General features: G+C 43.2%; 22 protein-coding genes. 10 read left to right on the plus strand and 12 right to left on the minus strand.

The features are described 5' to 3' along the window. Positions 1–19 precede the first annotated feature (19 nt). The 4 genes from IQ246_RS13985 to recR all read right to left on the minus strand — a co-directional run bounded on the left by IQ246_RS13985 (position 20) and on the right by recR (position 3,569). Positions 20–1,249 carry a tetratricopeptide repeat protein gene (locus IQ246_RS13985; RefSeq protein ID WP_194003969.1) on the minus strand — a complete coding sequence of 410 codons (1,230 nt, stop codon included), beginning with the start codon at positions 1,247–1,249 and terminating at the stop codon, positions 20–22. 95 nt (positions 1,250–1,344) lie between these two features. Then, positions 1,345–1,815 carry a tetratricopeptide repeat protein gene (locus tag IQ246_RS13990; protein ID WP_194003970.1) on the minus strand — a complete coding sequence of 157 codons (471 nt, stop codon included), beginning with the start codon at positions 1,813–1,815 and terminating at the stop codon, positions 1,345–1,347. 4 nt (positions 1,816–1,819) lie between these two features. Further along, positions 1,820–2,776, minus strand: a complete 957-nt coding sequence (locus IQ246_RS13995; RefSeq protein ID WP_194003971.1) for a homogentisate phytyltransferase — start codon at positions 2,774–2,776, stop codon at positions 1,820–1,822. A 235-nt stretch (positions 2,777–3,011) separates the two neighbouring features. Continuing rightward, positions 3,012–3,569, minus strand: coding sequence for a recombination mediator RecR (gene recR, locus IQ246_RS14000; RefSeq protein ID WP_208492159.1), 558 nt, complete (start codon positions 3,567–3,569; stop codon positions 3,012–3,014). Positions 3,570–3,723: 154 nt separating this feature from the next. Between recR and IQ246_RS14005 the strand changes: the two genes are divergently transcribed. From IQ246_RS14005 to IQ246_RS14015, 3 genes are all read left to right on the plus strand, one after another. Further along, positions 3,724–4,593 carry a helix-turn-helix domain-containing protein gene (locus tag IQ246_RS14005; protein ID WP_194003972.1) on the plus strand — a complete coding sequence of 290 codons (870 nt, stop codon included), beginning with the start codon at positions 3,724–3,726 and terminating at the stop codon, positions 4,591–4,593. Positions 4,594–4,697: 104 nt separating this feature from the next. Beyond that, the gene (locus IQ246_RS14010) at positions 4,698–5,357 is read left to right on the plus strand and encodes an antibiotic biosynthesis monooxygenase family protein (RefSeq protein WP_194003973.1); all 660 of its coding nucleotides are present in this window, start codon (positions 4,698–4,700) and stop codon (positions 5,355–5,357) included. Next, positions 5,358–6,014, plus strand: coding sequence for an antibiotic biosynthesis monooxygenase (locus IQ246_RS14015; protein ID WP_194003974.1), 657 nt, complete (start codon positions 5,358–5,360; stop codon positions 6,012–6,014). It abuts the gene before it with no gap. Positions 6,015–6,121: 107 nt separating this feature from the next. On the opposite strand, the gene psbA is transcribed toward IQ246_RS14015, so the two are convergent. Together psbA and IQ246_RS14025 are read right to left on the minus strand one after the other, a co-directional pair. Continuing rightward, on the minus strand, positions 6,122–7,204 hold the full coding sequence (gene psbA / locus IQ246_RS14020; protein WP_194001097.1) for a photosystem II q(b) protein: 1,083 nt from the start codon (positions 7,202–7,204) through the stop codon (positions 6,122–6,124). A gap of 174 nt (positions 7,205–7,378) precedes the next feature. Further along, complete coding sequence (locus IQ246_RS14025) at positions 7,379–7,729, minus strand: histidine triad nucleotide-binding protein (protein ID WP_194003975.1); 351 nt, start codon at positions 7,727–7,729, stop codon at positions 7,379–7,381. Between the two features lie 55 nt (positions 7,730–7,784). Between IQ246_RS14025 and IQ246_RS14030 the strand changes: the two genes are divergently transcribed. Together IQ246_RS14030 and IQ246_RS14035 are read left to right on the plus strand one after the other, a co-directional pair. Beyond that, a complete protein-coding gene (locus IQ246_RS14030; RefSeq protein WP_194003976.1) occupies positions 7,785–9,320 on the plus strand; it encodes a YifB family Mg chelatase-like AAA ATPase in 1,536 nt (511 codons plus the stop codon). 116 nt (positions 9,321–9,436) lie between these two features. Then, positions 9,437–10,453 (plus strand): YihY/virulence factor BrkB family protein, encoded by a 1,017-nt coding sequence (locus IQ246_RS14035; protein WP_194003977.1) that lies wholly within the window; start codon positions 9,437–9,439, stop codon positions 10,451–10,453. A 123-nt stretch (positions 10,454–10,576) separates the two neighbouring features. On the opposite strand, the gene IQ246_RS14040 is transcribed toward IQ246_RS14035, so the two are convergent. After that, positions 10,577–15,097 (minus strand): S-layer family protein, encoded by a 4,521-nt coding sequence (locus IQ246_RS14040; protein WP_194003978.1) that lies wholly within the window; start codon positions 15,095–15,097, stop codon positions 10,577–10,579. Here IQ246_RS14040 and IQ246_RS14045 point away from each other — a divergent pair. Further along, complete coding sequence (locus IQ246_RS14045; protein WP_194003979.1) at positions 15,097–15,288, plus strand: hypothetical protein; 192 nt, start codon at positions 15,097–15,099, stop codon at positions 15,286–15,288. The genes IQ246_RS14040 and IQ246_RS14045 overlap by 1 nt on opposite strands. 726 nt (positions 15,289–16,014) lie before the next feature. On the opposite strand, the gene IQ246_RS14050 is transcribed toward IQ246_RS14045, so the two are convergent. Continuing rightward, positions 16,015–16,179 (minus strand): hypothetical protein, encoded by a 165-nt coding sequence (locus IQ246_RS14050; protein WP_194003980.1) that lies wholly within the window; start codon positions 16,177–16,179, stop codon positions 16,015–16,017. Positions 16,180–16,246: 67 nt separating this feature from the next. On the opposite strand from IQ246_RS14050, the gene purB reads away from it, so the two are divergent. The 3 genes from purB to IQ246_RS14065 all read left to right on the plus strand — a co-directional run bounded on the left by purB (position 16,247) and on the right by IQ246_RS14065 (position 20,378). Further along, entirely contained in the window at positions 16,247–17,542 is a 1,296-nt protein-coding gene (gene purB / locus IQ246_RS14055) for an adenylosuccinate lyase (RefSeq protein WP_194003981.1), read from the plus strand. Between the two features lie 255 nt (positions 17,543–17,797). After that, positions 17,798–19,057 (plus strand): RNA-guided endonuclease TnpB family protein, encoded by a 1,260-nt coding sequence (locus tag IQ246_RS14060; protein WP_194003982.1) that lies wholly within the window; start codon positions 17,798–17,800, stop codon positions 19,055–19,057. Positions 19,058–19,097: 40 nt separating this feature from the next. Then, positions 19,098–20,378: a glycosyltransferase gene (locus tag IQ246_RS14065; RefSeq protein ID WP_194003983.1), complete on the plus strand. Its 1,281-nt coding sequence runs from the start codon at positions 19,098–19,100 to the stop codon at positions 20,376–20,378. 415 nt (positions 20,379–20,793) lie between these two features. Here the strand turns inward: IQ246_RS14065 and IQ246_RS14070 are convergent, their stop codons facing one another. Further along, positions 20,794–20,964 carry a hypothetical protein gene (locus tag IQ246_RS14070; protein ID WP_194003984.1) on the minus strand — a complete coding sequence of 57 codons (171 nt, stop codon included), beginning with the start codon at positions 20,962–20,964 and terminating at the stop codon, positions 20,794–20,796. A 314-nt stretch (positions 20,965–21,278) separates the two neighbouring features. Between IQ246_RS14070 and IQ246_RS14075 the strand changes: the two genes are divergently transcribed. Beyond that, entirely contained in the window at positions 21,279–21,794 is a 516-nt protein-coding gene (locus IQ246_RS14075) for an MAE_28990/MAE_18760 family HEPN-like nuclease (RefSeq protein WP_194003985.1), read from the plus strand. Between the two features lie 87 nt (positions 21,795–21,881). Here the strand turns inward: IQ246_RS14075 and IQ246_RS14080 are convergent, their stop codons facing one another. The 3 genes from IQ246_RS14080 to IQ246_RS14090 form a co-directional block, all read right to left on the minus strand. Then, complete coding sequence (locus IQ246_RS14080) at positions 21,882–22,457, minus strand: Uma2 family endonuclease (protein ID WP_194003986.1); 576 nt, start codon at positions 22,455–22,457, stop codon at positions 21,882–21,884. Positions 22,458–22,719: 262 nt separating this feature from the next. Beyond that, entirely contained in the window at positions 22,720–23,055 is a 336-nt protein-coding gene (locus IQ246_RS14085) for a XisI protein (protein ID WP_194003987.1), read from the minus strand. Continuing rightward, a complete protein-coding gene (locus tag IQ246_RS14090) occupies positions 23,043–23,462 on the minus strand; it encodes a XisH family protein (protein WP_163936983.1) in 420 nt (139 codons plus the stop codon). The genes IQ246_RS14085 and IQ246_RS14090 overlap by 13 nt, the downstream gene beginning before the upstream one ends. Between the last annotated feature and the right edge of the window lie 103 nt (positions 23,463–23,565).

Raw genomic sequence — 23,565 nt, forward strand, 5'->3', positions numbered from 1 at the left:
CCCATGCCCCATCCCCATTTTAATTTGTTTGGTTATTAATTTTTGGGAACAGCTCATCAACTTGCTCAACCATATTTTTGTTCCCCTGGGCTTGGAATAACTCTCTAGCTTTTTTGAGATTGACGATCGCTTCATCTACCTGTTTTTCTCTACCTAGAGTGATGCCCAAGTTATAGTAAGCGAGTGCAAAGTTAGGTGCAAGGCTAATGGCTTTTTTGTAATGTGCGATCGCTTCTTGTGGTTTACCTTGATCGTCGATGGCATTTCCCAAACCTGTATAAGCTTCTGCATATTTTGGCTGGAGGCGAATCACTTCTGTATACTCGGCGATTGTCTCTGTCAGTTTGCCTTGCGCGTAGAAAACGCTTGCTAAATTATAGTGAGCGTCTACATTGTTTGGATCGAGGCTAATGGCTTTTTGATACTGGGCGATCGCTTCTTGTAGCTTACCTTGAGCGTAAAAAGCATTTCCCAAGGCGTTATAACCTATTGGATTTTTCGGCTCAAGGCGAATGGCTTCTGTATATTCGGCGATTGCTTCTGCTTGTTTTCCTTGCGCGTATAAAGCGTTTCCTAAGTTATAGTGAGCGCGGGCATAATTGGGATCGAGGCTAATGGATTTTTTGTAAATCGCGATCGCTTCTGCTAGTTTGCCTTGCGCGTATAAAGCGTTTCCTAAACGTGTATAAGTTGGTATGTAACTGGGTTCGAGACGTAAGACTTCTGTATATTCGACAATTGCTTCTGTTAGCTTACCTTGATCGGAGAAAGCGTTACCTAAGTTGTAGTGAGCTTTTGCATAGTTGGGATCAAGGCTCAGGGTTTTTTTATATGCTGCGATTGCTGGTTCTAATTGCTCAAGCCTTGCCAAAGTCAAACCTAAATTAAAGTACGCTCCTGGAGCTTTTGGATCAAGACTAATGGCTTTTTTGTAAATGGCGATCGCTTCTTGTGGTTTGCCTTGATCATCGAGAGTATTTCCCAAAGCAACATAGGCTTGTAAAAAGTTTGGTTCTAATTCAACTGCTTTACGAAAAGCAACTTCTGCACCTTTTAAATCTCCTTGTTTGTACAGATTGATTCCTTGCTCAAAGTTAGCAACTGCGTTTTTATTATCCGAGACTGCCATCTGAGAAAAGTCTTGAACTTTTAATAAACCAGCGCTACCATCTATACCAAAGGCAGTATCAGCCTTTATTAAACATGAGCTGATAATAGCCGCAGCCAGCAGACTTTTTGTTTTTAGCATTTTTACTAATCTCTTTATAAGTCTGGTTACTTCAATAAACCCGATTTCCGATCAACCAATAATATTAATCGGTGACGGAATTGGCGAGGCACACTCTACAATTCACTTGACTTAGAATTTATTCTATCTAACAGATTACTAATCTTCTTAGCTTTTTCTAATTGGCGCTGTTTTTGGAATAAATCTTTAGCTTGTTGGAGATTAGTTTGGGCTTCTTCTGTTTGTTCTTGCTGGATTAGAACATTCGCTAGACGCAAATAAGCATCAGCATTTTTAGGACTGCGGTGAATCACTTCCCGAAATAATTCCGTTGCTTCCTCTATTTGACCTTGCTGATTTAAAACATCTCCCAAGAACAAGCGAACTACATCATTACTAGAGTTGAGCGAAATAACTTTGCGAAAAGCTGCTTCTGCACCTTTGTAATCTTTTGCTTGATAGAGATTAATTCCTTTTTCAAAAAAGTCGGAGATGATTAAGGTTTTCCAAGCGAAATATCCAAGGATTGCCAGACTCAAAACAACCACGATCGCAGCAATAATCGAACTGATTGGATTTTCTAGCATTGTCTTAAGCCACAAGGCAGGCGATAGGAAAAATCAGATATTCGATAAAAAAGAGTTTCCAAATGAATTGATAAAATTGAGCGATCGCACTTTTATCTTGCAAGTCTACACCCAAACTCCGCAACCACATCCAAACTAACAGTACTAGATGAGTAATCACCAGAAAGATTGGGTTAACTGAGGGAACACGGAGCACACCAGCCAGAAACATTCCCACATAACAAACAGTTATCACCCAAAGAGCGAGATTAAACACAGTTTGAGAACCGAGTTTGATGGTAAAAGTAGAGATATTATAGAGGCGATCGCCTTCCATATCTGGGATATCTTTAAAGATAGCGATCGCAAACGTAAATACCAAAATAAAAATTGTTAGCACCCACACCACAGGCGGAATTGATTGCCCTTGTTTCAGTACCCAACTATAGTGCAAATACAACCCTAAATTGACAATCGTTCCGCGCACAGAAAAAATACATAATGCTGCCCAAAAAGGAAACTGTTTTAAGCGAATTGGCGGTAAAGAATAAGCTGTACCAATTGCCAAACTAATAGCCACCATCCCAAATAAAAATGGCCCAGTTAGCCATGCCACAACTAGTGCCAAAATACCAGTAAAAGTGACAATCAATTGCCCAGTATTTCGAGAAAATTCCCCTGATGCTAGCGGTAAATGAGGCTTATTAATCTTGTCAATTTCAACATCTTCTAATTGATTTAGCCCCACAATGTAGACATTGCCACACAAACAAGCAATCCACGCACCCAAAACCCGACTCAATGGAATACCAGAGAACCCAGTGGAGGATACAGCAATGGCAATTAAATATAAACCCCAGACACTCAGACTGGTACCAATGATTGTGTGCGGGCGGGAAAACTTCCAAAAGGCGTAAAGCCAATGGAAATATGATTGAACGGGTTTAGTTGAGAGAGGGCTGTTTTGAGAACTCTGACTCATGAGTAGCTTGGATTCAGTATTCCGGCTTAGTCTTAACCATTGTCACAGAATTTTGTCATTAATCAGAGCCAAAGTCTATGCAATTTAGCGAATTAGGCAAGCAAGGTAGAATACCCATGCCATAAACTACTTAGTAATACTTAACATTTTTTTGTATATGAAATTAGTACACGAGGGCGCTCCTATCATCTAAGGACGCAAGTATATCTTGCGATCGCATATCACGTACGATTGACTAATCTAACTCCCGTCGTCCTTCTAAAGCTCTTGCTAATGTCAGCTCGTCGGCGTACTCCAAATCTCCACCTACAGGTAAACCAAAGGCAATCCGCGTTACCTTGGTAAATGGTTTGAGTAGTTGACCAAGATACAGTGTCGTTGTCTCACCTTCCACACTCGGACTAATTGCCATAATAACTTCTTGAGGTTTTTGCTGACTAACCCGCCGCACTAAAGCTTGGATAGTCAATTGTTCTGGCCCAATACCATCTATGGGAGAAATGACTCCACCCAAAACGTGATATTTACCTTTGTACTCGCGGGTTTTTTCTAACGCAATTACATCGCGAGGATCTGCTACGACGCAGATAGTACTATTGTCGCGGTTGGCATTGCGGCAGATTTCACATACAGGTTCAGCAGATAAGTGAAAGCAGACAGAACACAAGCCTATCTGTTTTTTTGCCTCAATCAGGGCTTGCGCCAAAGCCTCTATTTCCGCTTCTGGGCGCTTCAAAATGTGCAAAGCCAATCGCTGAGCGGTTTTGGGCCCAACTCCAGGTAGACGTTGCAATTGCTCAATTAACCTTGCTAAAGGACGTGCGTAAACCGTTGTCTTGTCTCCAGAATGTTTTTACCTTAACTATGATGACATTCTTCCAAGATTTTGGGATTGTTAACTAAGCGAAGCTATGGGATTCCTATTTGATTTTTGAAAGACTATCATTATGAGTCAAGATACCAGAAAAAATATTATATTAAATGTGCCGCGATCGCCAATTTTGTGGAGTCATGGTATTGCTTCTGACATTCTGCGAGTGGAACAACATAATCAGCCTGCGAATAATTCGTCTGAGTGTTGTCTGCCTAACTATCTACTAAGCATTCATCTGGGGCAACCTATTTTACTAGAACGGACTGTAGACGGGCAACGTAGCAACGATTATCTTATTGAAGGTGACATTATGATTTCGCCTCCTTATCTCCATCGCCAATTATCTTGGGATACTGATGCGAAATTCTTGCTACTTCGCCTGGAACCGAAATTATTTACCTTTAATGTGGATGAATCTGTTGATGCAGATCATGTGCAAATTGTGCCTCAGTTGAAAATTCGTGACCCTTTAATTCAACAAATTGGCTTGATACTCAAAACGGAATTAGAAACAGATGGATTGAGCGATCGCCTTTATGCTGAGTCAATGGTGAATGCCTTGGCAGTTCATCTATTGCGGCGCTACTCGACACAAAAACAAAAAATTCCAGCTTACTCTGGTGGGTTGCCTAAATATAAACTACAACAGGCAATTGAATATATCCAATCTCATTTATTAGAAGATGTATCGTTAGTAGCGATCGCCACAGAAATTGGCATGAGTCAGTATTACTTTGCTCGAATGTTTAAACAATCGACTGGCTACTCTCCTTACCAATACCTAATTAAATGCCGCATTGAACGCGCTCAAGAATTATTGATGCAAGGTAAGCAGAATATTGCAAGTGTAGCTATGCAAGTTGGGTTTGCTAGCCAAAGTCAATTTGGTAGACATTTCAAACGCATTACTGGAGTGACACCAAAACAATTTAGCAGAAACTAGCAAGAATCTACTAAAATCGCAAAAAATAGATATACCGCAGTTACCAAAATTTCATATTTTTAGTTGATCTGTATAAATTATGTCTAGGGACAATCAGAATTCTTATGCCTGCAATCTCTATCAACAACGATGTTGCTACGGCGATCGCGCTTTATTTTTCCACATCTAAAAATCAACAAGAAATCATTGATATCTTGACAGCCTCGGTTGAAACCTTAAAACAACAATCAGGTTTCATCTCCTTTAGTATTCACAAAAGTCAAGATGGGCTACGCGTTGCTACTTATGAGCAATGGCATAACCAAGCTGATTATGAGGCATTTTTAAATAGTGCTACTGGTAAAGCATTGAGTGCTCAAATATCAGCTTTTCCAGCCGAATCCCATTTATTTGAGATTGTGACTTCTCAATCAATCTCAGCTAATCATGTCCCTCCTAAAATCATTACAGGTGGCTTCATAACTCACTTTGCTGAATTCCGAACAACGCCAGAAAATCAGCCTCGTTTAGTGGAATTAGAGAAAGAATATATTGTAAAAGCGTTTGAAAATAATACAGGGCTAGTTTCTGCTAATTTTCATCGCTCTTTAGATGGCTTAATGACCATTAATTACGGGCAATGGATTAGTCAAGAAGCATTCAATGATATTTTTCGATCGCCTGGGTTTGAGTCAACTGGATCTGGTTACTGGGTAGGTTTAGCCGAAAACGAATTTCATTTATATGATGTTGTCTTTACCGAGCCTGCTGAGGAGAATAATTAAATGGTTACTATTTTTAAAGACAATCCAGTTTTAACAGAGTTGGATATTTTTGTTACCCAACCTGATCAGCAGTGGTTACTAGTTGATAGTTTAGTAGCCTATACCCAAAATATTCTTAAACAACAGCCTGGATATATTGCTAGCGCCATTCATCGTAGTTTTGATGGGTTGCGTGTCATTAATTATGTGCAGTGGCAACGCCAAGAGGATTATGAGGCTTATATCAGTAACACAGATGTTTCCCTAGCTACTCAAATCACAGGCTTCTTTGCTCCAGATTCTCATCTCTACGAGATTTTTATTAGCGAACCAGCTAACAGTCAATTGCAAATTATAGCGGGCCAAGGTCAGTTAATTAATTTCGGTATCTTTAAATTGAAAGATCCGGCTTATCAATCTCGTTTTCTGGAATTCACCGCAGAAGCGATACGGCAAATTTCCGGACAATCAGGATTAGTTACCACTCATTTTCATCGCTCGCTTGATGGTGCTCGTGCTGTCAATTATGGGTTGTGGAGTTCTCAAGAAGAATATGCCAAAATGAACGCTAATCCTCCGATGGCTGAACCACTAGTGCAGATGAAATCGCTTGCTAATAATGAATTTCAAATGTCGCTATACGAGGTAGTGTTTACTGAAGTGTCTAAATCAAGATAAGCGTACCCTATTTAATCGGGCGATCGCTTGACCAATGCTGTTAAAAATACCAACAAAAAAGCGCCCTCCATTCCTGGAGAGCGCTTTCTACTCAGTTAAATTCAGAATTAACCGTTGATTGCAGGAGCACTGATAGCTACAGGAGCAGAATCAAGAGCAGCCAAATCTAGAGGGAAGTTGTGAGCATTGCGCTCGTGCATTACTTCCATACCCAGGTTAGCCCGGTTGATTACATCTGCCCAAGTACCAATCACACGACCTTGAGAATCAATGATTGATTGGTTGAAGTTGAAACCGTTCAAGTTGAACGCCATTGTGCTTACACCCAAGGCGGTGAACCAAATCCCGATGACTGGCCATGCAGCCAAGAAGAAGTGTAGTGAACGGCTGTTGTTGAATGATGCGTATTGGAAGATTAACCGACCGAAGTAGCCGTGAGCCGCAACGATGTTGTAGGTTTCTTCTTCTTGACCGAATTTGTAACCGTAGTTAAGGGATTCGCTTTCGGTGGTTTCACGAACCAAGGAGGAGGTTACGAGTGAACCGTGCATTGCACTGAATAATGAACCACCGAATACACCTGCTACACCTAGTTGGTGGAAGGGGTGCATTAAGATGTTGTGTTCTGCTTGGAACACGATCATGAAGTTGAAGGTTCCCGAAATACCCAAAGGCATACCATCAGAGAATGAACCTTGTCCAATTGGGTATACCAAGAAGACTGCGCTTGCTGCTGCAACCGGAGCTGAGTAGGCTATAGCAATCCAAGGACGCATTCCTAAGCGGTAAGATAGTTCCCACTCACGTCCCATGTAGCAGAATATGCCGATCAGGAAGTGGAATACTACTAACTGGTAGGGACCGCCGTTGTACAACCACTCGTCTAAGGAAGCTGCTTCCCAAATTGGGTAGAAGTGTAGACCGATGGCGTTGGAGGATGGTACTACTGCGCCGGAGATGATGTTGTTTCCGTAGATTAATGAACCTGCTACTGGTTCCCGGATGCCGTCGATGTCTACGGGGGGGGCAGCGATGAAGGCGATGATGAAGCAGGTGGTGGCTGCTAGTAGGGTGGGGATCATCAACACGCCGAACCAACCAATGTATAGGCGGTTGTTGGTGCTGGTTATCCACTCACAGAATTTATCCCATACGTTGGCGCTGCTGCGCTGTTGTAAGGTTGCTGTCATGGTTTTATAAGTGCTTTGTTTTTATGATGTTTAGGTAGGCAAATTTGCTTACCTATGTTTATTACATTAGAAGCAAAATTGAGATTTGTAAAGAAGTATTACATAGGTATTGATTATGAGAGTAATTTGTTTTACTGATGAATCGCGTCTCTAAACGCGATTCATCAGGTTTTATCAACCAGGGGGCCAGTTCAGCTGCCGTCCTCCCAGGATATGCAGATGTAAGTGAGAAACAGTTTGACCCCCGTCATCACCAGTATTGATGACAACGCGATAACCATTTTTCAGTCCAGCTTCTTCGGCAACACGTTTAGCGGTTAACAAAAGATGCCCTAACAGAGCATGATCCTGAGATTCGGCATCAGCTAGTTTGACAATAGGTTTTTTAGGAATAACTAAGATGTGAACCGGGGCTTGTGGGTGGATGTCTTTGAATGCCAGCGCTAAATTATCCTCATAAACAATGTCAGCTGGAATTTCCCGCCGAATTATTTTGCTAAAAATCGTGTCTGTGGTTTCACTCATGCCAATTTACCAATTCATCTGCTAGAGATTCTAAAGGTTTAGAGCTGTAGAAGAAATGCTTGCCAGAGTTTGGAGTGCATCAATTGTGGGCATCGATGCCGTTAAAGTGGGTGTGGAAGTCGATATATCAGGGGGACTACCAGGAATTGTTGTCTTAGGCCTGCCAGATTCAGCGATTCAAGAATCTAGAGAGAGAGTCAAGGCAACATTGAAGAATGCAGGTTTTGCCTTTCCTATGCGAAAGATTGTGATTAACTTAACTCCGGCTGATTTACGCAAGGAAGGCCCCTGTTTCGATTTACCGATTAGTGTGGGAATTTTGGCAGCTTCTGAGCAAGTTAGTGCTGATTTATTAGGAGATTATTTATTTTTAGGGGAAGTTTCTTTAGATGGCACTTTGCGTCCAGTGGCTGGCGTCTTACCCATTGCTGCTAATGCTCAAAAAATGGGAATTGCAGGTTTAGTTCTGCCTGTTGATAATGCACAAGAAGCAGCAGTGATCAAAGAATTGGCTGTTTATGGCTGCAAACATATATCTGATGTGGTTAATTTTTTAAATAATCCGGGGCGTTACCAACCTGTGCAGTTGAATGGCACTGTAGAGACGTTAGATGTAACATATCCACATTATTCCGCAGATTTGCAGGATGTTAAAGGACAAGCTCATGCCCGACGTGCCTTAGAAATTGCCGCTGCTGGCGGACATAATTTAATCTTTGTGGGGCCACCTGGTAGTGGAAAAACAATGCTAGCACGACGCTTACCAGGAATTCTGCCGCCCTTGTCATTTGCTGAATCTTTAGAAGTGACTCGTATTCACTCGGTGGCTGGTTTATTAAAAAATCGCGGTTCATTGGTACGCGATCGCCCTTTTCGTAGTCCGCATCACTCAGCATCTGGGCCTTCTCTAGTCGGTGGTGGTACTTTCCCTCGTCCAGGGGAGATTTCATTATCTCACCGAGGTATTCTTTTTCTTGATGAACTCACGGAATTTAAACGCGATGTTCTAGAATTTCTGCGTCAGCCTTTAGAAGATGGCTATGTGACGATTTCCCGCACCAAACAATCGGTAATGTTTCCCGCACAGTTTACTTTAGTAGCGAGTACCAATCCCTGTCCTTGCGGTTACTATGGCGATACCATTCAACAGTGTACTTGTTCGCCACGGCAACGCGAGCAATATTGGACAAAGCTTTCTGGGCCGTTAATGGATCGAATTGATTTGCAAGTTGCGGTGAATCGCTTGAAACCTGAGGAAATTACCCAACAACCTACCGGAGAAGCGTCAATATCAGTTCGCCAACGAGTACAACAAGCAAGCGATCGCGCAATTACCCGTTTCCAAGCAGAATTAAATCTGCGTTGCAATGCCCAAATGCAGAGTTGTCATCTCCAAAAGTGGTGCCAGTTAGATGACACTAGTCGTAACTTATTAGAAGCAGCAATTAGAAAATTAGGTTTATCAGCAAGAGCAAGCGATCGCATTCTTAAAGTAGGTCGTACTATCGCAGATTTGGCGGGAGAAGATCAGCTCAAAGCGAATCATGTGGCGGAAGCAATTCAATATCGCACAATTGATAGAATGCAGTAGTAAGTTCTTCCTCAAGAAAGCTAGACAAACACCCTTGGGGTGATGTCATGAAATAGAAAATCAGTATCCAATGTATCAGGAAGTAAGCAACATTCCCTGAGAAGGAGATTGATTGGATGAGTTTGCAGGCAATTTGGAAATTGTTACAAGAGACTTTTAAGGAATGGAATGAGGATAAAGCCTCACGATTAGCAGCAGCATTAGCTTATTACACGATTTTTTCCATCGCGCCGTTGCTAATTATTGTAATTGCGATCGCAGGCGCAGTATTTGGAGAAGAAGCAGCTAGGGGTGAAATTGTCCAACAAATTCAAGGTTTAGTCGGCAGAGACGGAGCAGAGTTTATCGAACTAGCGATCAAAAATGCTAACAAACCACAGACAGGAGCGATCGCCTCCATCATTAGTTTTTTAGTTCTGATATTGGGTGCTACTGGTTTATTTACCGAACTGCAAGATTCTCTGAACACCATTTGGGAAGTAAAACCTAAACCTGGACGCGGTATTGTTAACATCTTTCGCCAACGCTTTTTATCGTTCGCAATGGTTATAGGTATTGGCTTTTTGCTTCTAGTATCACTGGTAATTAGTACAGCATTAACAGCGCTGGTGACATACTTTAGCAACATTATACCTGGTGTCGATTTCCTCTGGCGGATAGTCAACTTTATTCTTTCCTTTGCTCTAACGACATTGCTGTTCGGGTTAATATTCAAAGTTCTGCCAGATGTCAAAATTACTTGGAGTGATGTTTTAATTGGATCTATTATCACCTCCCTGTTATTTTCCATTGGTAGATTTTTATTAGGACAATATTTAGGTAATGGCAGTTTTGGTTCAACTTACGGCGCTGCTGGTTCACTAGTGGTTATTTTAGCCTGGGTTAACTATGCTGCACAGATTCTTTTCTTCGGTGCAGAATTTACCCAAGTGTATGCCAGAAGATACGGAAGTGGCATAGTCCCAACTAAGAATGCCATGCCTCTTTCTAGTAAAACGAAACCCAATGACAATACTCAAAAAGAACAGTCATCTCCTAATAAAAAGCCATCTTCTAGCTTGATTAATCGCTTAATCCGGTATTTTCACAAACCCAAACGTTTAAAATCAAAAAGGAATAATCAGCGATTTTAATTACTGAATACTAGATGTTGTGTAGTAGCGAATTATATTCGCCGAATACTTTTCAAACAACCTCTAACATTACTTCATTGACTAGAGACGCTGCACTACAACGTCTCTAGTGAAGTAAATTGATTAGACGCTCGTGAAATCAGAACTAGTTAAGGTAGTAGTATTAATCCCCGTCAGCGTTGCCCAGATTTCAAGGGTAGAAGTAAATAAAATATTACTACCAGCAAAACTCAATTGAGCAAAACTGAAGCCTCTAGACAATCCAATCAAGTCCGTACCTTTACGGAAGTCGGTAATAATATCAATACCTTCTTTAGAAGCCAAGAGAAATTGATCGCAACCATTGCCACCAGTCAAGATATCCTTACCAATACCACCCACCAACAGGTCGTTACCATTGCCACCAGTCAGGATGTCATTGCCACTACCACCAGTTAGGGTGTCATTACCTGAACTACCGAAGATCCTATCATCACCTGAACCACCAGAGATGGTATCATTACCCGCATCACCAGTCAGGGTATCATTGCCTGAACCACCAGAGATCCTATCATCACCTGCACCACCAGAGATGGTATCGTTACCCGCATCACCAGAGATAGTGTCGTTACCTGCACCACCAGTCAGGGTGTCATTACCTGGAGTGCCCAAAATAGTCTGATTACGCGATGTGCCAGTAGTATTAGGACTAACTGCGATCGCAACACTAGCAGTACTAGTCAGACTACCATCGCTAATGGTGTAGTTGAAGTTGGCATTGCCACTAAACCCAGCAATTGGGGTAAACAGGATGAAATCATCTGCTGAGTTATCCTGAGTGCCGTTATCATTGAGCACAGCAGTACCTTGGGTTGCACCATTCACACCAGTAATGCTGAAGTTACTGCTATCAACGTCAGTATCATTAGCTAGCAGAGTACTAGCTTTGATATTCACGGCAGTATTGAAAGCAGTAGTAACACTATCATTGACTGCTACAGGTGCATCATTGACTGGCTTGACGTTGAAGTTAAATGTACCCGTAGCATTACCGCCATTACCGTCGCTAACAGTGAAATCGAAACTGTCAGTGCCGTTGAAGTTGGCATTGGGGGTGTAGGTAAAGAAGTCGTCGCTGGTGTTGTCTAAAGTGCTGTTGTCGTTGAGCGTGAGTGTACCGTTAGTGGGGTTGGTGAAGCTATTAATACTTAGGGTATCGCCATCAACATCAAAATATCTACGTAGAATGTTACTAGCAAGGATGTTAACAGCAGTATCTTCATTAGTGGTAGCCGCAGTTGCAAAGCCAAACACCACGTAGCTTGACCCGGCTAATGACTGATCGTTGGGGTCGGCACCTCTTGCCCCGATAATCAGGTCATCAATGCCGTCGCCGTTGATATCTCCGGCACTGCTGACGGAGTTGCCTGAGTAGTCACCCGAATTAATGCCGTTAATCACGAAGCCGTTGCTGCCATCCAGGGATGAGAGGTCGAGGCTGGCACTAAAACCACTATTAGTGCCAAACACCACGTAGCTTGACCCGGCTTCAAACTGACCGTTGGGGTCGGCACGATATGCCCCGATAATCAGGTCATCAAAGCCGTCGCCGTTGATATCTCCGGCACTGTTGACGGAGTTGCCTGACAAGTCACCCGAATTAATGCTGTTAATCACGAAGCCGTTGCTGCCATTCAGGGATGAGACGTCGAGGCTGGCATTAAAGCCACTATTAGTGCCAAACACCACGTAGCTTGACCCGGCATAATTCTGACCGTTGGGGTCGGCACCAAATGCCCCAATAATCAGGTCATCGAAGCCGTCACCGTTGATATCCCCCGCACTGCTAACGGAGGCGCCTGAGTAGTCACCCGAATTAATGCCGTTAATCACGAAGCCGTTGCTGCCATTCAGGGATGAGAGGTCGAGGCTGGCACTAAAACCACTATTAGTGCCAAACACCACGTAGCTTGACCCAGCATCAACCTGACCGTTGGGGTCGGCACGATTTGCCCCGATAATCAGGTCATCAATGCCGTCGCCGTTGATATCTCCGGCATTGCTGACGGAGGTGCCTGAGAAGTCCTGCCTATTAATGCCGTTAATCACGAAGCCGTTGCTGCCATTCAGGGAAAAGAGGTCGAGGCTGGCATTAAAGCCACTATTAGTGCCAAACACCACGTAGCTTGACCCGGCATAGCGCTGACCGTTGGGGGAGGCATCTGATGCCCCGATAATCAGGTCATCAAAGCCGTCGCCGTTGATATCCCCGGCACTGCTGACAGAGGTGCCTGAGCGGTCATACCTATTAATGCCGTTAATCACAAAGCCGTTGCTGCCATTCAGGGAAAAGAGGTCGAGGCTGGCATTAAAGCCACTATTAGTGCCAAACACCACGTAGCTTGACCCGGCACCAGATTGACCGTTGGGGTCGGCATATCTTGCCCCGATAATCAGGTCATCAAAGCCGTCGCCGTTGATATCCCCGGCACTGCTGACGGAGTTGCCTGAGTAGTCACCCGAATTAATGCCGTTAATCACGAAGCCGTTGCTGCCATCCAGGGATGAGAGGTTGAAGCCAGCACTAAAACCACTATTAGTGCCAAACACCACGTAGCTTGACCCGGCACCAGATTGACCGTTGGGGTCGGCACGAAATGCCCCGATAATCAGGTCATCAAAGCCGTCGCCGTTGATATCCCCGGCATTGCTGACCGAGCCGCCTGAGTAGTCACGGAAACTAATGCCGTTAATCACGAAGCCGTTGCTGCCATTGAGTGAGTCGAGATTAAAAACTGAAGTCACCTTGGGTGCATCATTCACTCCATTAATGGTCAAGTTGACGCTAGCTGTATTAGTCAAGCTGCTATTATTATTGTTGAGCGTGTATGTAAAGTTCTCAGTTGCCGTTTCACCGACAGCCAAGGCATCAAATTGAGCATTAGGGTCGTAGGTCAAGCTACCATTAGCATTGAGCGTAACTAAAGCACCAGAACTCAGGGTAATGGCAGTGCCAACAACAACTGGCGTACCATCAATAGCTGTCACCCCTAGGAAGTTGCTGTCATTAGCTAAGACTGAAATATTAACAGCAGTGTCTTCATCGGTGGTAGCTGTGTCATTAACTGCAACAGGGGGTTTATTGGTAGGCGTAGGAGAAGCAAAGCCAAACACCACGTAGCTTGACCCGGCTAATGACTGACCATTGGGGTCGGCACGATATGCCCCGATAATCAGGTCATCAATGCCGTCGCCGTTGATATCTCCGGCACTGCTGACGGAGGTGCCTGAGTAGTCACCCGAATTAATGCCGTTAATCACGAAGCCCTCATTGCCATCGAGAGACGAGAGGTTGAAGCCAGCACCAAAGCCACTGCTGCGACCAAACACCACGTAGCTTGACCCGGCATTATATTGACCGTTGGGGTCGGCAAAGAGTGCCCCGATAATCAGGTCATCGATGCCATCGCCGTTGATATCTCCGGCATTGCTGACGGAGATGCCTGAGAAGTCACCAACATTAATAATGCCGTTAATTACGAAGCCGTTGCTGCCATCCAGGGATGAGAGGTCGAGGCTGGCACTAAAACCACTATTAGTGCCAAACACCACGTAGCTTGACCCGGCACCAGATTGACCGTTGGGGTCGGCACCTCTTGCCCCGATAATCAGGTCATCGAAGCCATCGCCGTTGATATCCCCGGCACTGCTGACGGAGGTGCCTGAGCGGTCACGCTCATTAATGCCGTTAATCACGAAGCCGTTGCTGCCATTCAGGGATGAGAGGTCGAGGCTGGCACTAAAACCACTATTAGTGCCAAACACCACGTAGCTTGACCCGGCATTATATTGACCGTTGGGGGAGGCACCTGTTGCCCCGATAATCAGGTCATCGAAGCCGTCACCGTTGATATCTCCGGCACTGCTGACGGATAAGCCTGAGAAGTCACCTGCATTGCCATTAATCACGAAGCCGTTGCTGCCATTCAGGGATGAGAGGTCGAGGCTGGCATTAAAGCCACTATTAGTGCCAAACACCACGTAGCTTGACCCGGCATAGCGCTGACCGTTGGGGTCGGCACGAAATGCCCCGATAATCAGGTCATCAAAGCCGTCACCGTTGATATCTCCGGCACTGCTGACGGATAAGCCTGAGAAGTCACCTGCATTGCCATTAATCACGAAGCCGTTGCTGCCATTCAGGGATGAGAGGTCGAGGCTAGCTGCAAAGCCACTATTTGTGCCAAACACCACGTAGCTTGACCCGGCATAGCGCTGACCGTTGGGGTCGGCACGAAATGCCCCGATAATCAGGTCATCAAAGCCGTCGCCGTTGATATCTCCGGCACTGCTGACGGAGGTGCCTGAGGAGTCATCTCGATTAATGCCGTTAATCACGAAGCCGTTGCTACCATTCAGGGATGAGAGGTCGAGGCTGGCACTCAAGCCACTATTAGTGCCAAACACCACGTAGCTTGACCCGGCACCAGATTGACCGTTGGGGTCGGCACCACTTGCCCCGATAATCAGGTCATCGAAGCCGTCGCCGTTGATATCTCCGGCACTGCTGACGGAGTTGCCTGATTCGTCAAATGCATTAATGCCGTTAATCACGAAGCCGTTGCTGCCATTGAGGTCAGATAGATTTAAAACGGAATTTGCCATTGTTGTTGATTCTCCAAGTCCTGTTTGGTTGTGTTTGTCGGATGAGTCTAGACGTAAAACTTGACCCTCGTTCTTCGCTAGCGCTAACGCTGGGAACAGAACAATTCGCATCAGTTGTTACGCACACTCTAGAAATTCTCGGCTTTCCTGGTGTCTTCTCTGCTAGAACACCGATTCACTATTCAAGATAGGGGCGAGAAAAACCGATTCTCTGGAAGCCGCTGTAGGCGTTTGATAAGAGGCAGTCTTGCTGGGGGAACTAAAGGTACAAGGCTCACCCGCAAGTGGCGTGAAAGCTCCCTTGCTCGAATGGCACTAAGAAAAGATACAGCCCTTGCTCTGACTGGTTAAGAGCCTGGAGGCTGGGAACCCATTCTGGGAGGCTCCGCCTCCACTAGCTTGACAAGAGGCAGAGCCTCTTTAAACACATTCCCAGCCCCCAGGCTGGGAACGAGACGACACAAGCCTTTGGGCTTTTCTTAGTGCCATTCCTCCCTTGCTCCTTTTAAGAGTTGGTTGAAACCTCACCCGCAAGTGGCGTGATTTTTCCCCCTGCTCCCTTGCTAAGAGCTCCCCTGCTTTTTCATTTGGGGGTCTGTCGACAGAAGAAATATAATATTATACCGATATTACCACCAGGACATTGCTGACCAATCCCAGTCTGAGAGCTTTTATTAACAAATAGTTACTAGTAATATTTCGCTAGATAAAGAAAAATACAGCACAATTTGATTGAGTAAATTACCCAATATTTAAGCATGTTTTCACTTGTGTCCTCAAAAGTTCACTGAAATTGCCGGACGCTTGATCTAACAATTCGCAATTAAATTACAAATGGTTTGCTCGTATTGAATATTGTGTCAATAAGAGGCAGGGGGCAGGGGAGAAACCTCATCCATGAATGGAGAGGCTTGAAATCAGGACTTAGTATCCAATGGCGCTACGTGTATCGACAGACATTGAAAGTTGTTCTCCATCCATAAATCGAGGGGCCCCTGACCCAATGGCAGGGGAATTCCAGAATCTTTCCTCCTGCCATTCGCCCAATGCCCAATGCCCAATGCCCAATCCCCAATCCCCATAAAATATTTGTTCAAGAGGTCTATTAATTAGACTGTAAAATATGACGGTTGTATTCTGTGCCGAACTGTGATTGAGCGTTATACTTTGCCCGAAATGGGTAATCTGTGGAGTGAAGCCTATAAGCTAAAAACCTGGCTGCAAGTAGAAATTGCTGCTTGTGAAGCTCAGGCTGAACTAGGTTACATTCCATCTCAGGCGGTTGAAGAAATTAAGGCTAAGGCAGATTTTGACCCGAAACGGGTACTAGAAATTGAGGCTGAAGTCCGCCACGATGTCATTGCTTTCTTGACAAATGTCAATGAATATGTTGGTGATGCAGGACGCTATATTCACCTGGGTTTAACCAGTTCGGATGTGCTAGATACGGCTTTAGGACTACAATTAGTTGCCAGTCTAGATGTATTGTTGCAACGCCTAGAAGATTTGATTCAGGCAATTCGTCAAAAGGCACAGGAACATCGTTATACGGTGATGACTGGCCGATCGCATGGTATTCATGCTGAACCAATTACCTTTGGTTTTAAGCTAGCTGGGTGGTTAGCAGAAGTGTTGCGACACCAAGAACGCTTGAGAATTCTGCGCGAAACTATTGCTGTGGGTAAGATTTCCGGTGCGGTGGGAACATACGCCAATATTGAACCACGTGTAGAAGCGATCGCCTGCCAAAAACTCGGACTCAAACCCGATACGGCCTCAACACAAGTTATTTCCCGCGATCGCCATGCCGACTATGTGCAACAATTAGCCTTAGTAGCGGCATCCATTGAACGCTTTGCTGTAGAAATTCGCAATCTACAAAAAACAGACGTTCTGGAAGTTGAAGAATTCTTCGCCAAAGGTCAAAAAGGCTCCAGTGCTATGCCACATAAGCGCAACCCCATCCGTTCCGAACGACTGACGGGAATGGCGCGACTTGTCAGAAGTCATGCCGGTGCAGCTCTGGAAAACGTCGCACTTTGGCATGAGAGGGACATTTCTCACAGTTCTGTAGAACGGGTAATTTTACCAGACGCTTGCATTTTGACGCATTTTATGCTGGTAGAAATAACCGAATTGGTGACAAACCTACTGGTCTATCCGCAGAACATGGAACGGAATCTCAACTGTTATGGTGGTGTCGTCTTCAGCCAGAAAGTACTACTCGCTTTGATAGACAAGGGAAGCAGTCGCGAAGAAGCTTATGCGATCGCTCAAGAAAACGCTCACGCCGCTTGGAACAAACCAGAAGGCGATTTCCATGACTTGGTTAGCAAAGACCCGCGTGTCACCCAGAAGTTGTCTCCAGCAGAAATAGAGCTGTGTTTTGACCCCCAGCAACATCTACGGCATTTAGAAGAGGTTTACAAAAGACTAGGAATTTAAGATTAATTTGCTTGTAGTGAGCGCTTAAGCGCTTACTACTAACTGAGACTTTTAACGTGACGCGAAAGTCTCCACCCTCAACCGAAGGTAGGGTGGGGATGAATAGCGGGTTGCGACGATTACATCTATGACCAATATCAACCGTAGGTTGGTAAGGGGATAGATGTAACAGGAGTAAGCAAATATTTTCTGGATTAGTCTTATCGCTAAGTCTATAATGTGACAGAATTAGCCTAGTCAAGGAGGTGATGTTGAGTGCTACACAAAGTCGTACAAGTCCGTTTATACCCATCAAAAGAACAGCAAATACTATTAGCTCAAACGTTTGGTTCTGCTCGTTGGTGGTGGAACTATGCGTTGAATAAATCTATTGAGGTTTATAAAGAAACGGGTAAGGGACTTGGGCGTTCAGCACTCAATGCATTTCTTCCGGCGCTCAAAAAGGCAGAAGATACCAAGTGGCTAGCTGATTGTTATAGTCAAGTTTTGCAAGCTACAACTCTCAATCTAACCACGGCGTATAAGAACTTTTTTGATAAACGTGCTGGATTTCCTAAATTCAAATCTAAGCACGCTAAGCAGTCAATTCAGTATCCTCAAAACGTCAAAATTGTAGATAGTAATATCAAGCTTCCAGGAAATATTGGAGTTGTCAAAGCTAAAATACATCGACTTATTGAGGGGAAGATAAAGACTGTCACTGTTAGCAAAACTCCCTCTGGAAAGTATTTTGCATCTATCTTGAGCGAGGTTGAGGGCGATGTTCAGGCTACAGATGAAGGTAAAATTTACGGTATTGATTTAGGGTTGAAGCACTTTGCTGTTGTTACTGACGGCGAGAAAGTGTCTAAATACGACAACCCTAGACACATCGCCAAACACGAAAAAAACCTTCATAGGAAACAGAAAAAGTTAGCGCGTAAACAACTCGGGAGTAATTCCAGAAATAAATATAGAAAAGTTGTTGCCAAGGTGTACGAGCAAGTTAGCAACTCACGGCAAGATTTTCTACATAAACTTAGTTACAAGTTGGTCAGCGATAGTCAAGCTGTCATAGTAGAAAACCTTCATGTCAAAGGCATGGTGACGCTCGAAGACTCGCTAACGCTACGCTATCGTAATCACAATTTGGCGAAAGCAATATCTGATTGTGGATGGGGAACCTTTACCAACTTTTTAGCCTATAAGCTAGAACGCAAAGGTGCAAAGTTAGTTGAGATTGATAGATGGTTCCCTAGTTCCAAACTCTGTTCTAATTGTTTTTATCAAATCAGTGAGTTGCCGTTGGATGTCCGTGAGTGGACTTGTCCTCATTGTGGCACTCATCATGATCGGGATGGAAACGCAGCAATAAATATTAGAGCACAGGGCATCAGAATGATAAAGGCGGAAGGTTCATCCGTCTCTGCTGTAGGAGGGGAGGTAAGTCCTATTCTTGGGCGAAAGTCTAAGTTTAGGCACTCCCCCATGATTACAGAAGCTCCAACTTCAACCGTACTCGGTAAGTTGGGGTAGTTCACGCCTATTCCCTATTCCCTATTCCCTGTTCCCTGCTATGGTGAGTCGAATAGTTTTAACAACGATTGGTAGCCTTGGTGATCTTCATCCCAAAATTGCGATCGCACTTGAGTTACAAAAACGCGGTCATAATATTGTGTTTGCAACGCATAAAGAATATCAATCTAAAATTGAAGCTTTGGGATTCGAGTTTCATCGGATGCGCCCTGACAACATCACTCTTGACGATCCTCAAGCGATGGCGCAAGCGATGGATTTGCAAACAGGCTCCGAATATATCATCCGAAAATGGATTTGTCCAAGTTTGCGTGAGATGTATTCGGACTTGATGCACAGTGCAAAAGATGCAGATTTTATCTTTGCTGGTGAAGGAGTTGTGGCGGCTCGATTAGTAGCAGAAAAATTAGGGATGCGATGGGCATCAAGTGCTATGGCACCAATTTCATTTTTCTCCGCTTATGATCCGCCAGTATTACCTGTATTTCCATTTTTAGCTAAACTTCGTCGGCTTGGCTGGTTCGTTAATCGGGGAGTCATTAACTTTGCCAAGCTTGTCAGCAGTTCTTGGGCTGAACCTGTTCATCAACTTCGCCGTGAACTTGGATTACCGACCCTCAGAGGCAATCCCTTTATTGACGACAAGTTTTCACCCTACCTTGTCCTTGCCCTGTTTTCTCCTGTCTTAGCAAAGCCACAATCTGATTGGGCTGCAAACACTGTGATTACAGGATTCACCTTCTATGATGGCAATCAGGGCAACACAGAACTCACTTCAGAAGTGAAGCAATTTTTGGATTCAGGTGCGCCACCGATTGTTTTTACCCTCGGCTCAGCCGCAGTCATGGCTCCTGGCAACTTCTATCAAGAAAGCATCCGAGCCGCAAAGCTTTTAAATAGGCGCGCTGTTCTATTGATTGGTAAAAATACACCGCCAGAGAATCTTTCAGAAGACATTCTTGCTGTTAGCTATGCTCCATACTCTCAAATTTTTCCTCACGCTTGTGCGATCGTGCATCAAGGAGGTATTGGGACGACGGTTCAAGCGCTACAAGCTAGTCGTCCAACCCTAATAATGCCCTATAGTCACGACCAACCAGACAATGCAGCACGAGTCGAACGCTTGGGAACTTCGCGCACGATTGGGCGTAAACAATATTTAGCATCACGAGTTGTAAAAGAGTTGCGTGAGTTGTTAGATAATCCCACCTATGCAGCAAAAGCAACAGAAATCGGACGCATGATCCAGCTAGAGAATGGTGTTTGTATAGCGTGTGATGAGATTGAAAAACAGGTTAGAGAAGCTGCAATCCTGCCGTGAGTGAAAATAGCCTTACACTTTAGTGCAGAAATTCTTTCATATATGGTGGGAGCAAGGAGTTATGTGTAAGACATAATTCCCTCTCACAAGGTCAAAATCAGCAAACGTACAGTAGTATCGGCTCATGTAGTAGTTATTCAAAATACTACCGAGTATAGGTGCTTGGTTTGGTTGAAAATGAAGGTTGGATGTCTGGATCGTTGCGTTGTTTTGCAACTTGCGATCGCCCGGTGATCGATTACGATTATTTTTGCGAAATTGACAAGTATTTATTTTCAATAAAGCATGAGTTTAATTACTACTCCTAAAGGATAAAACTTGCAGCTATTTGTAATAATCCAATTCTCTGTGAAGCTGCACATTATTTTGACCCCTCCCAAGCCTACAGCTATTCTATCCAGAGAATGGGCGATATCTACGGTAGACTACCAAGATTGCATTCCCTAAAATTCCAATGAAGCGATCGCCTTTCAAAAAACCTCAAAAACAAAGCGTAGACGCATAGCGGCTTGTCGTTAGACATCGCCTGTTGTCCAAGAGTGAGCGATCGCACCTCATAAGCCACAGCTAAAGCAATATTTTGCAATGGAAAATGCTAAAGTCTTTTATTTATAAGGGTTTTTGTGAAATTCATATTCAGCACAACAAGAATTGAATAATCAAAAGTACGATACCATAGATGCAACAATTCAGATATGTCAATCTAATATGAGTAACAATTTATTAAGCAAAAATATTACAGAACAAATGCAGGAATAAGCAGAGATACAAATCCGTGACAAGAAAAAAGTTGTTGACTATAACACGATTGAGTACCCTATTGAAGTTATAGTTCAAAAATACCTAAAAGGTCTTGATGATGATTCTAATGAATTATTTATTCCAGATTACCAAAGAGCGATGATTTGGGATGAAAAAAGGCAATCTAAATTTATTGAATCTACTATGAGAAACGCTATCCAAACTATTTTTGACGATATCGGTAATAAAGATGTTTCCTTTGATCAACTTAGACTAGAGATTAAAAAAATTATTTTGCAAAATATCAAAAAACGCGATGTTGATAAACTATTACAAGAAATAACGATCATTTCTATAGATATTATGAAATATGGCTTTAGCCGAGATGATTTGTTTTCTGGTAATGTAGATGCTAGAGAAATAAAGACAATAGCTAAAATATATGGATTTTCAGCTATTACTGATCCTGATACTAGAGATGGAATTGATTTACTATCAATCAAAAAAAATAGAAATGATTTAGCTCATGGCTTTTTGTCTTTTAAGGAAGTTGGTCAAAATACATCTGCGGAAAATCTGGTTGAAATAAGTGAAAGAGTTATAAAATATCTAAGACAAATTTTAGAAAACATTGATGAATATTTAGTTAATCAGCAATATTTAGATCCTAAATAGTATAGAGATGTAATAATCTTAAGTTATAATCAATCTTCAAGGTGCTAGTGAGTCTAGATTTTTCATAACTCTTGTTTTACTTTTCAGTTACCAAATCGCTTCAATATTTAAAATAAATCCCTGTAAAATATCTTCTCCTGACAAAGTAACAGGCGATTCCAACACCTCAACCTCTTGTCCTTGCCGATAAATCTCCACTTGCCGCAATTTACGATTAATTAACCAACCCAAACGCACACCATTATCTATGTATTCCCTCATCTTTTCTTGAGCTACTTTCAAACTATCACTTGGCGAAAGTAACTCAATTACAAAATCAGGACAAAGTGGTATAAATTTTGTTTGTTGTTCTTGAGTAAGTGCATTCCAGCGTTCCAGTCTCAGCCAAGAAGCATCAGGTGAACGGTCTGCACCATTGGGAAGTTTAAAACCTGTAGAGGAATCAAAGGCGATACCCAGTTTATTTTGCTCATTCCAAATCCAAAGTTGAGCTGTTAGCCCAGCGTTACGATTTCCGGTTTCTCCCCCGGTTGGTGGCATGATAATTAGTTCTCCGGTTGCAGTGCGTTCAAATCTCAAATCGCGGTTTGCTTGACAAAGCTGGAAAAACTGCTCATCTGTCAATTCCAGCACAGGTTTAAGGTTTACTGTTAGGGCGTTCATAAGCAGGATAGGCAACGAAGCCTAGAGGCTACACTTATTTTATGATGGTATTATAGAAAGCGATGCAATTACTTCGCCAGGATGTATTGGTATTACTAATCTATCATCAGTAATATTTTGCCAATTATCCATAATTAATACTTCTTAACTTAATAAGTTAGTCAACCTTATTTAGCATTGTCTAGCCAATTAAGATCATATTAACACAGGAGTTGGGGGTTAACATTCATTAAGTAGTACTTGGAGATTTTCAAAACATCTCCTAACTCACTGCATATTCTGTAAACTGTCTCATAAAAGGAGACTGAAAACCTAACACAATGTCTTCCTTGGGAACTCCCGCAGCTACCAAATTAGCTGCAATGTCATCTTCTGTACCATTCCACTGAAGCCAAATTTTCCCACCTTTAATATCAATATGAATAATACAACTATGTACCCAGTCTTGACCTTCCCACCCTACATGAACTATTTGATAATGGTCACGTTCTGTATCAAAAATTGTTTCAACTTCTATATTTCCGTTAGCTGGTTTTTGCTCACTATAATCATGTAATATCTGTTGTACAAGCTGGCGATATCGAGTTAATTTATCCATTGGAAAATCACCTCTTGTTCTACATCATAAATAAGCATTTTCACTTGATTTTCTGCTATCATCTCTTTAGGAAAATCAAGTTGAAAAAATGTTTTGTAAGTTGTTAAAGGTACTGCTAAATACAAAACACGCTCCGGTTGCCGCCGTCGTAATGCACCTCTATAATTAATAAACTGTCCTAATGCTGTATGAAATTCTGAAATAGCAGACGACCTCTCTAAAAAACTTTTGACTTCGACTGCAATTTTTTGTCCTTCACGTTCTGCTGCAATCAGCTTTTGGGCGGCTAAATCAATTGAAAGGTTAACTCCTCCCACGCTCATTGTGAGTGGATCGTGAGTAATTTGCCAACCATCTTTGTGTAAAGCTGTTTTGACAACTTCATGAAAGACATCTTTAGCAGACATACATATCTATAATTATATATTTGATTTTCATTTAGCCGCATTCCATAAAATTTGTCAAAACCGTTATGTAGAGACGTTCTATAAAACGTCCCTACATTTATGA

This window comes from aff. Roholtiella sp. LEGE 12411, from assembly GCF_015206995.1.
Taxonomy (GTDB): Bacteria; Cyanobacteriota; Cyanobacteriia; order Cyanobacteriales; family Nostocaceae; genus Komarekiella.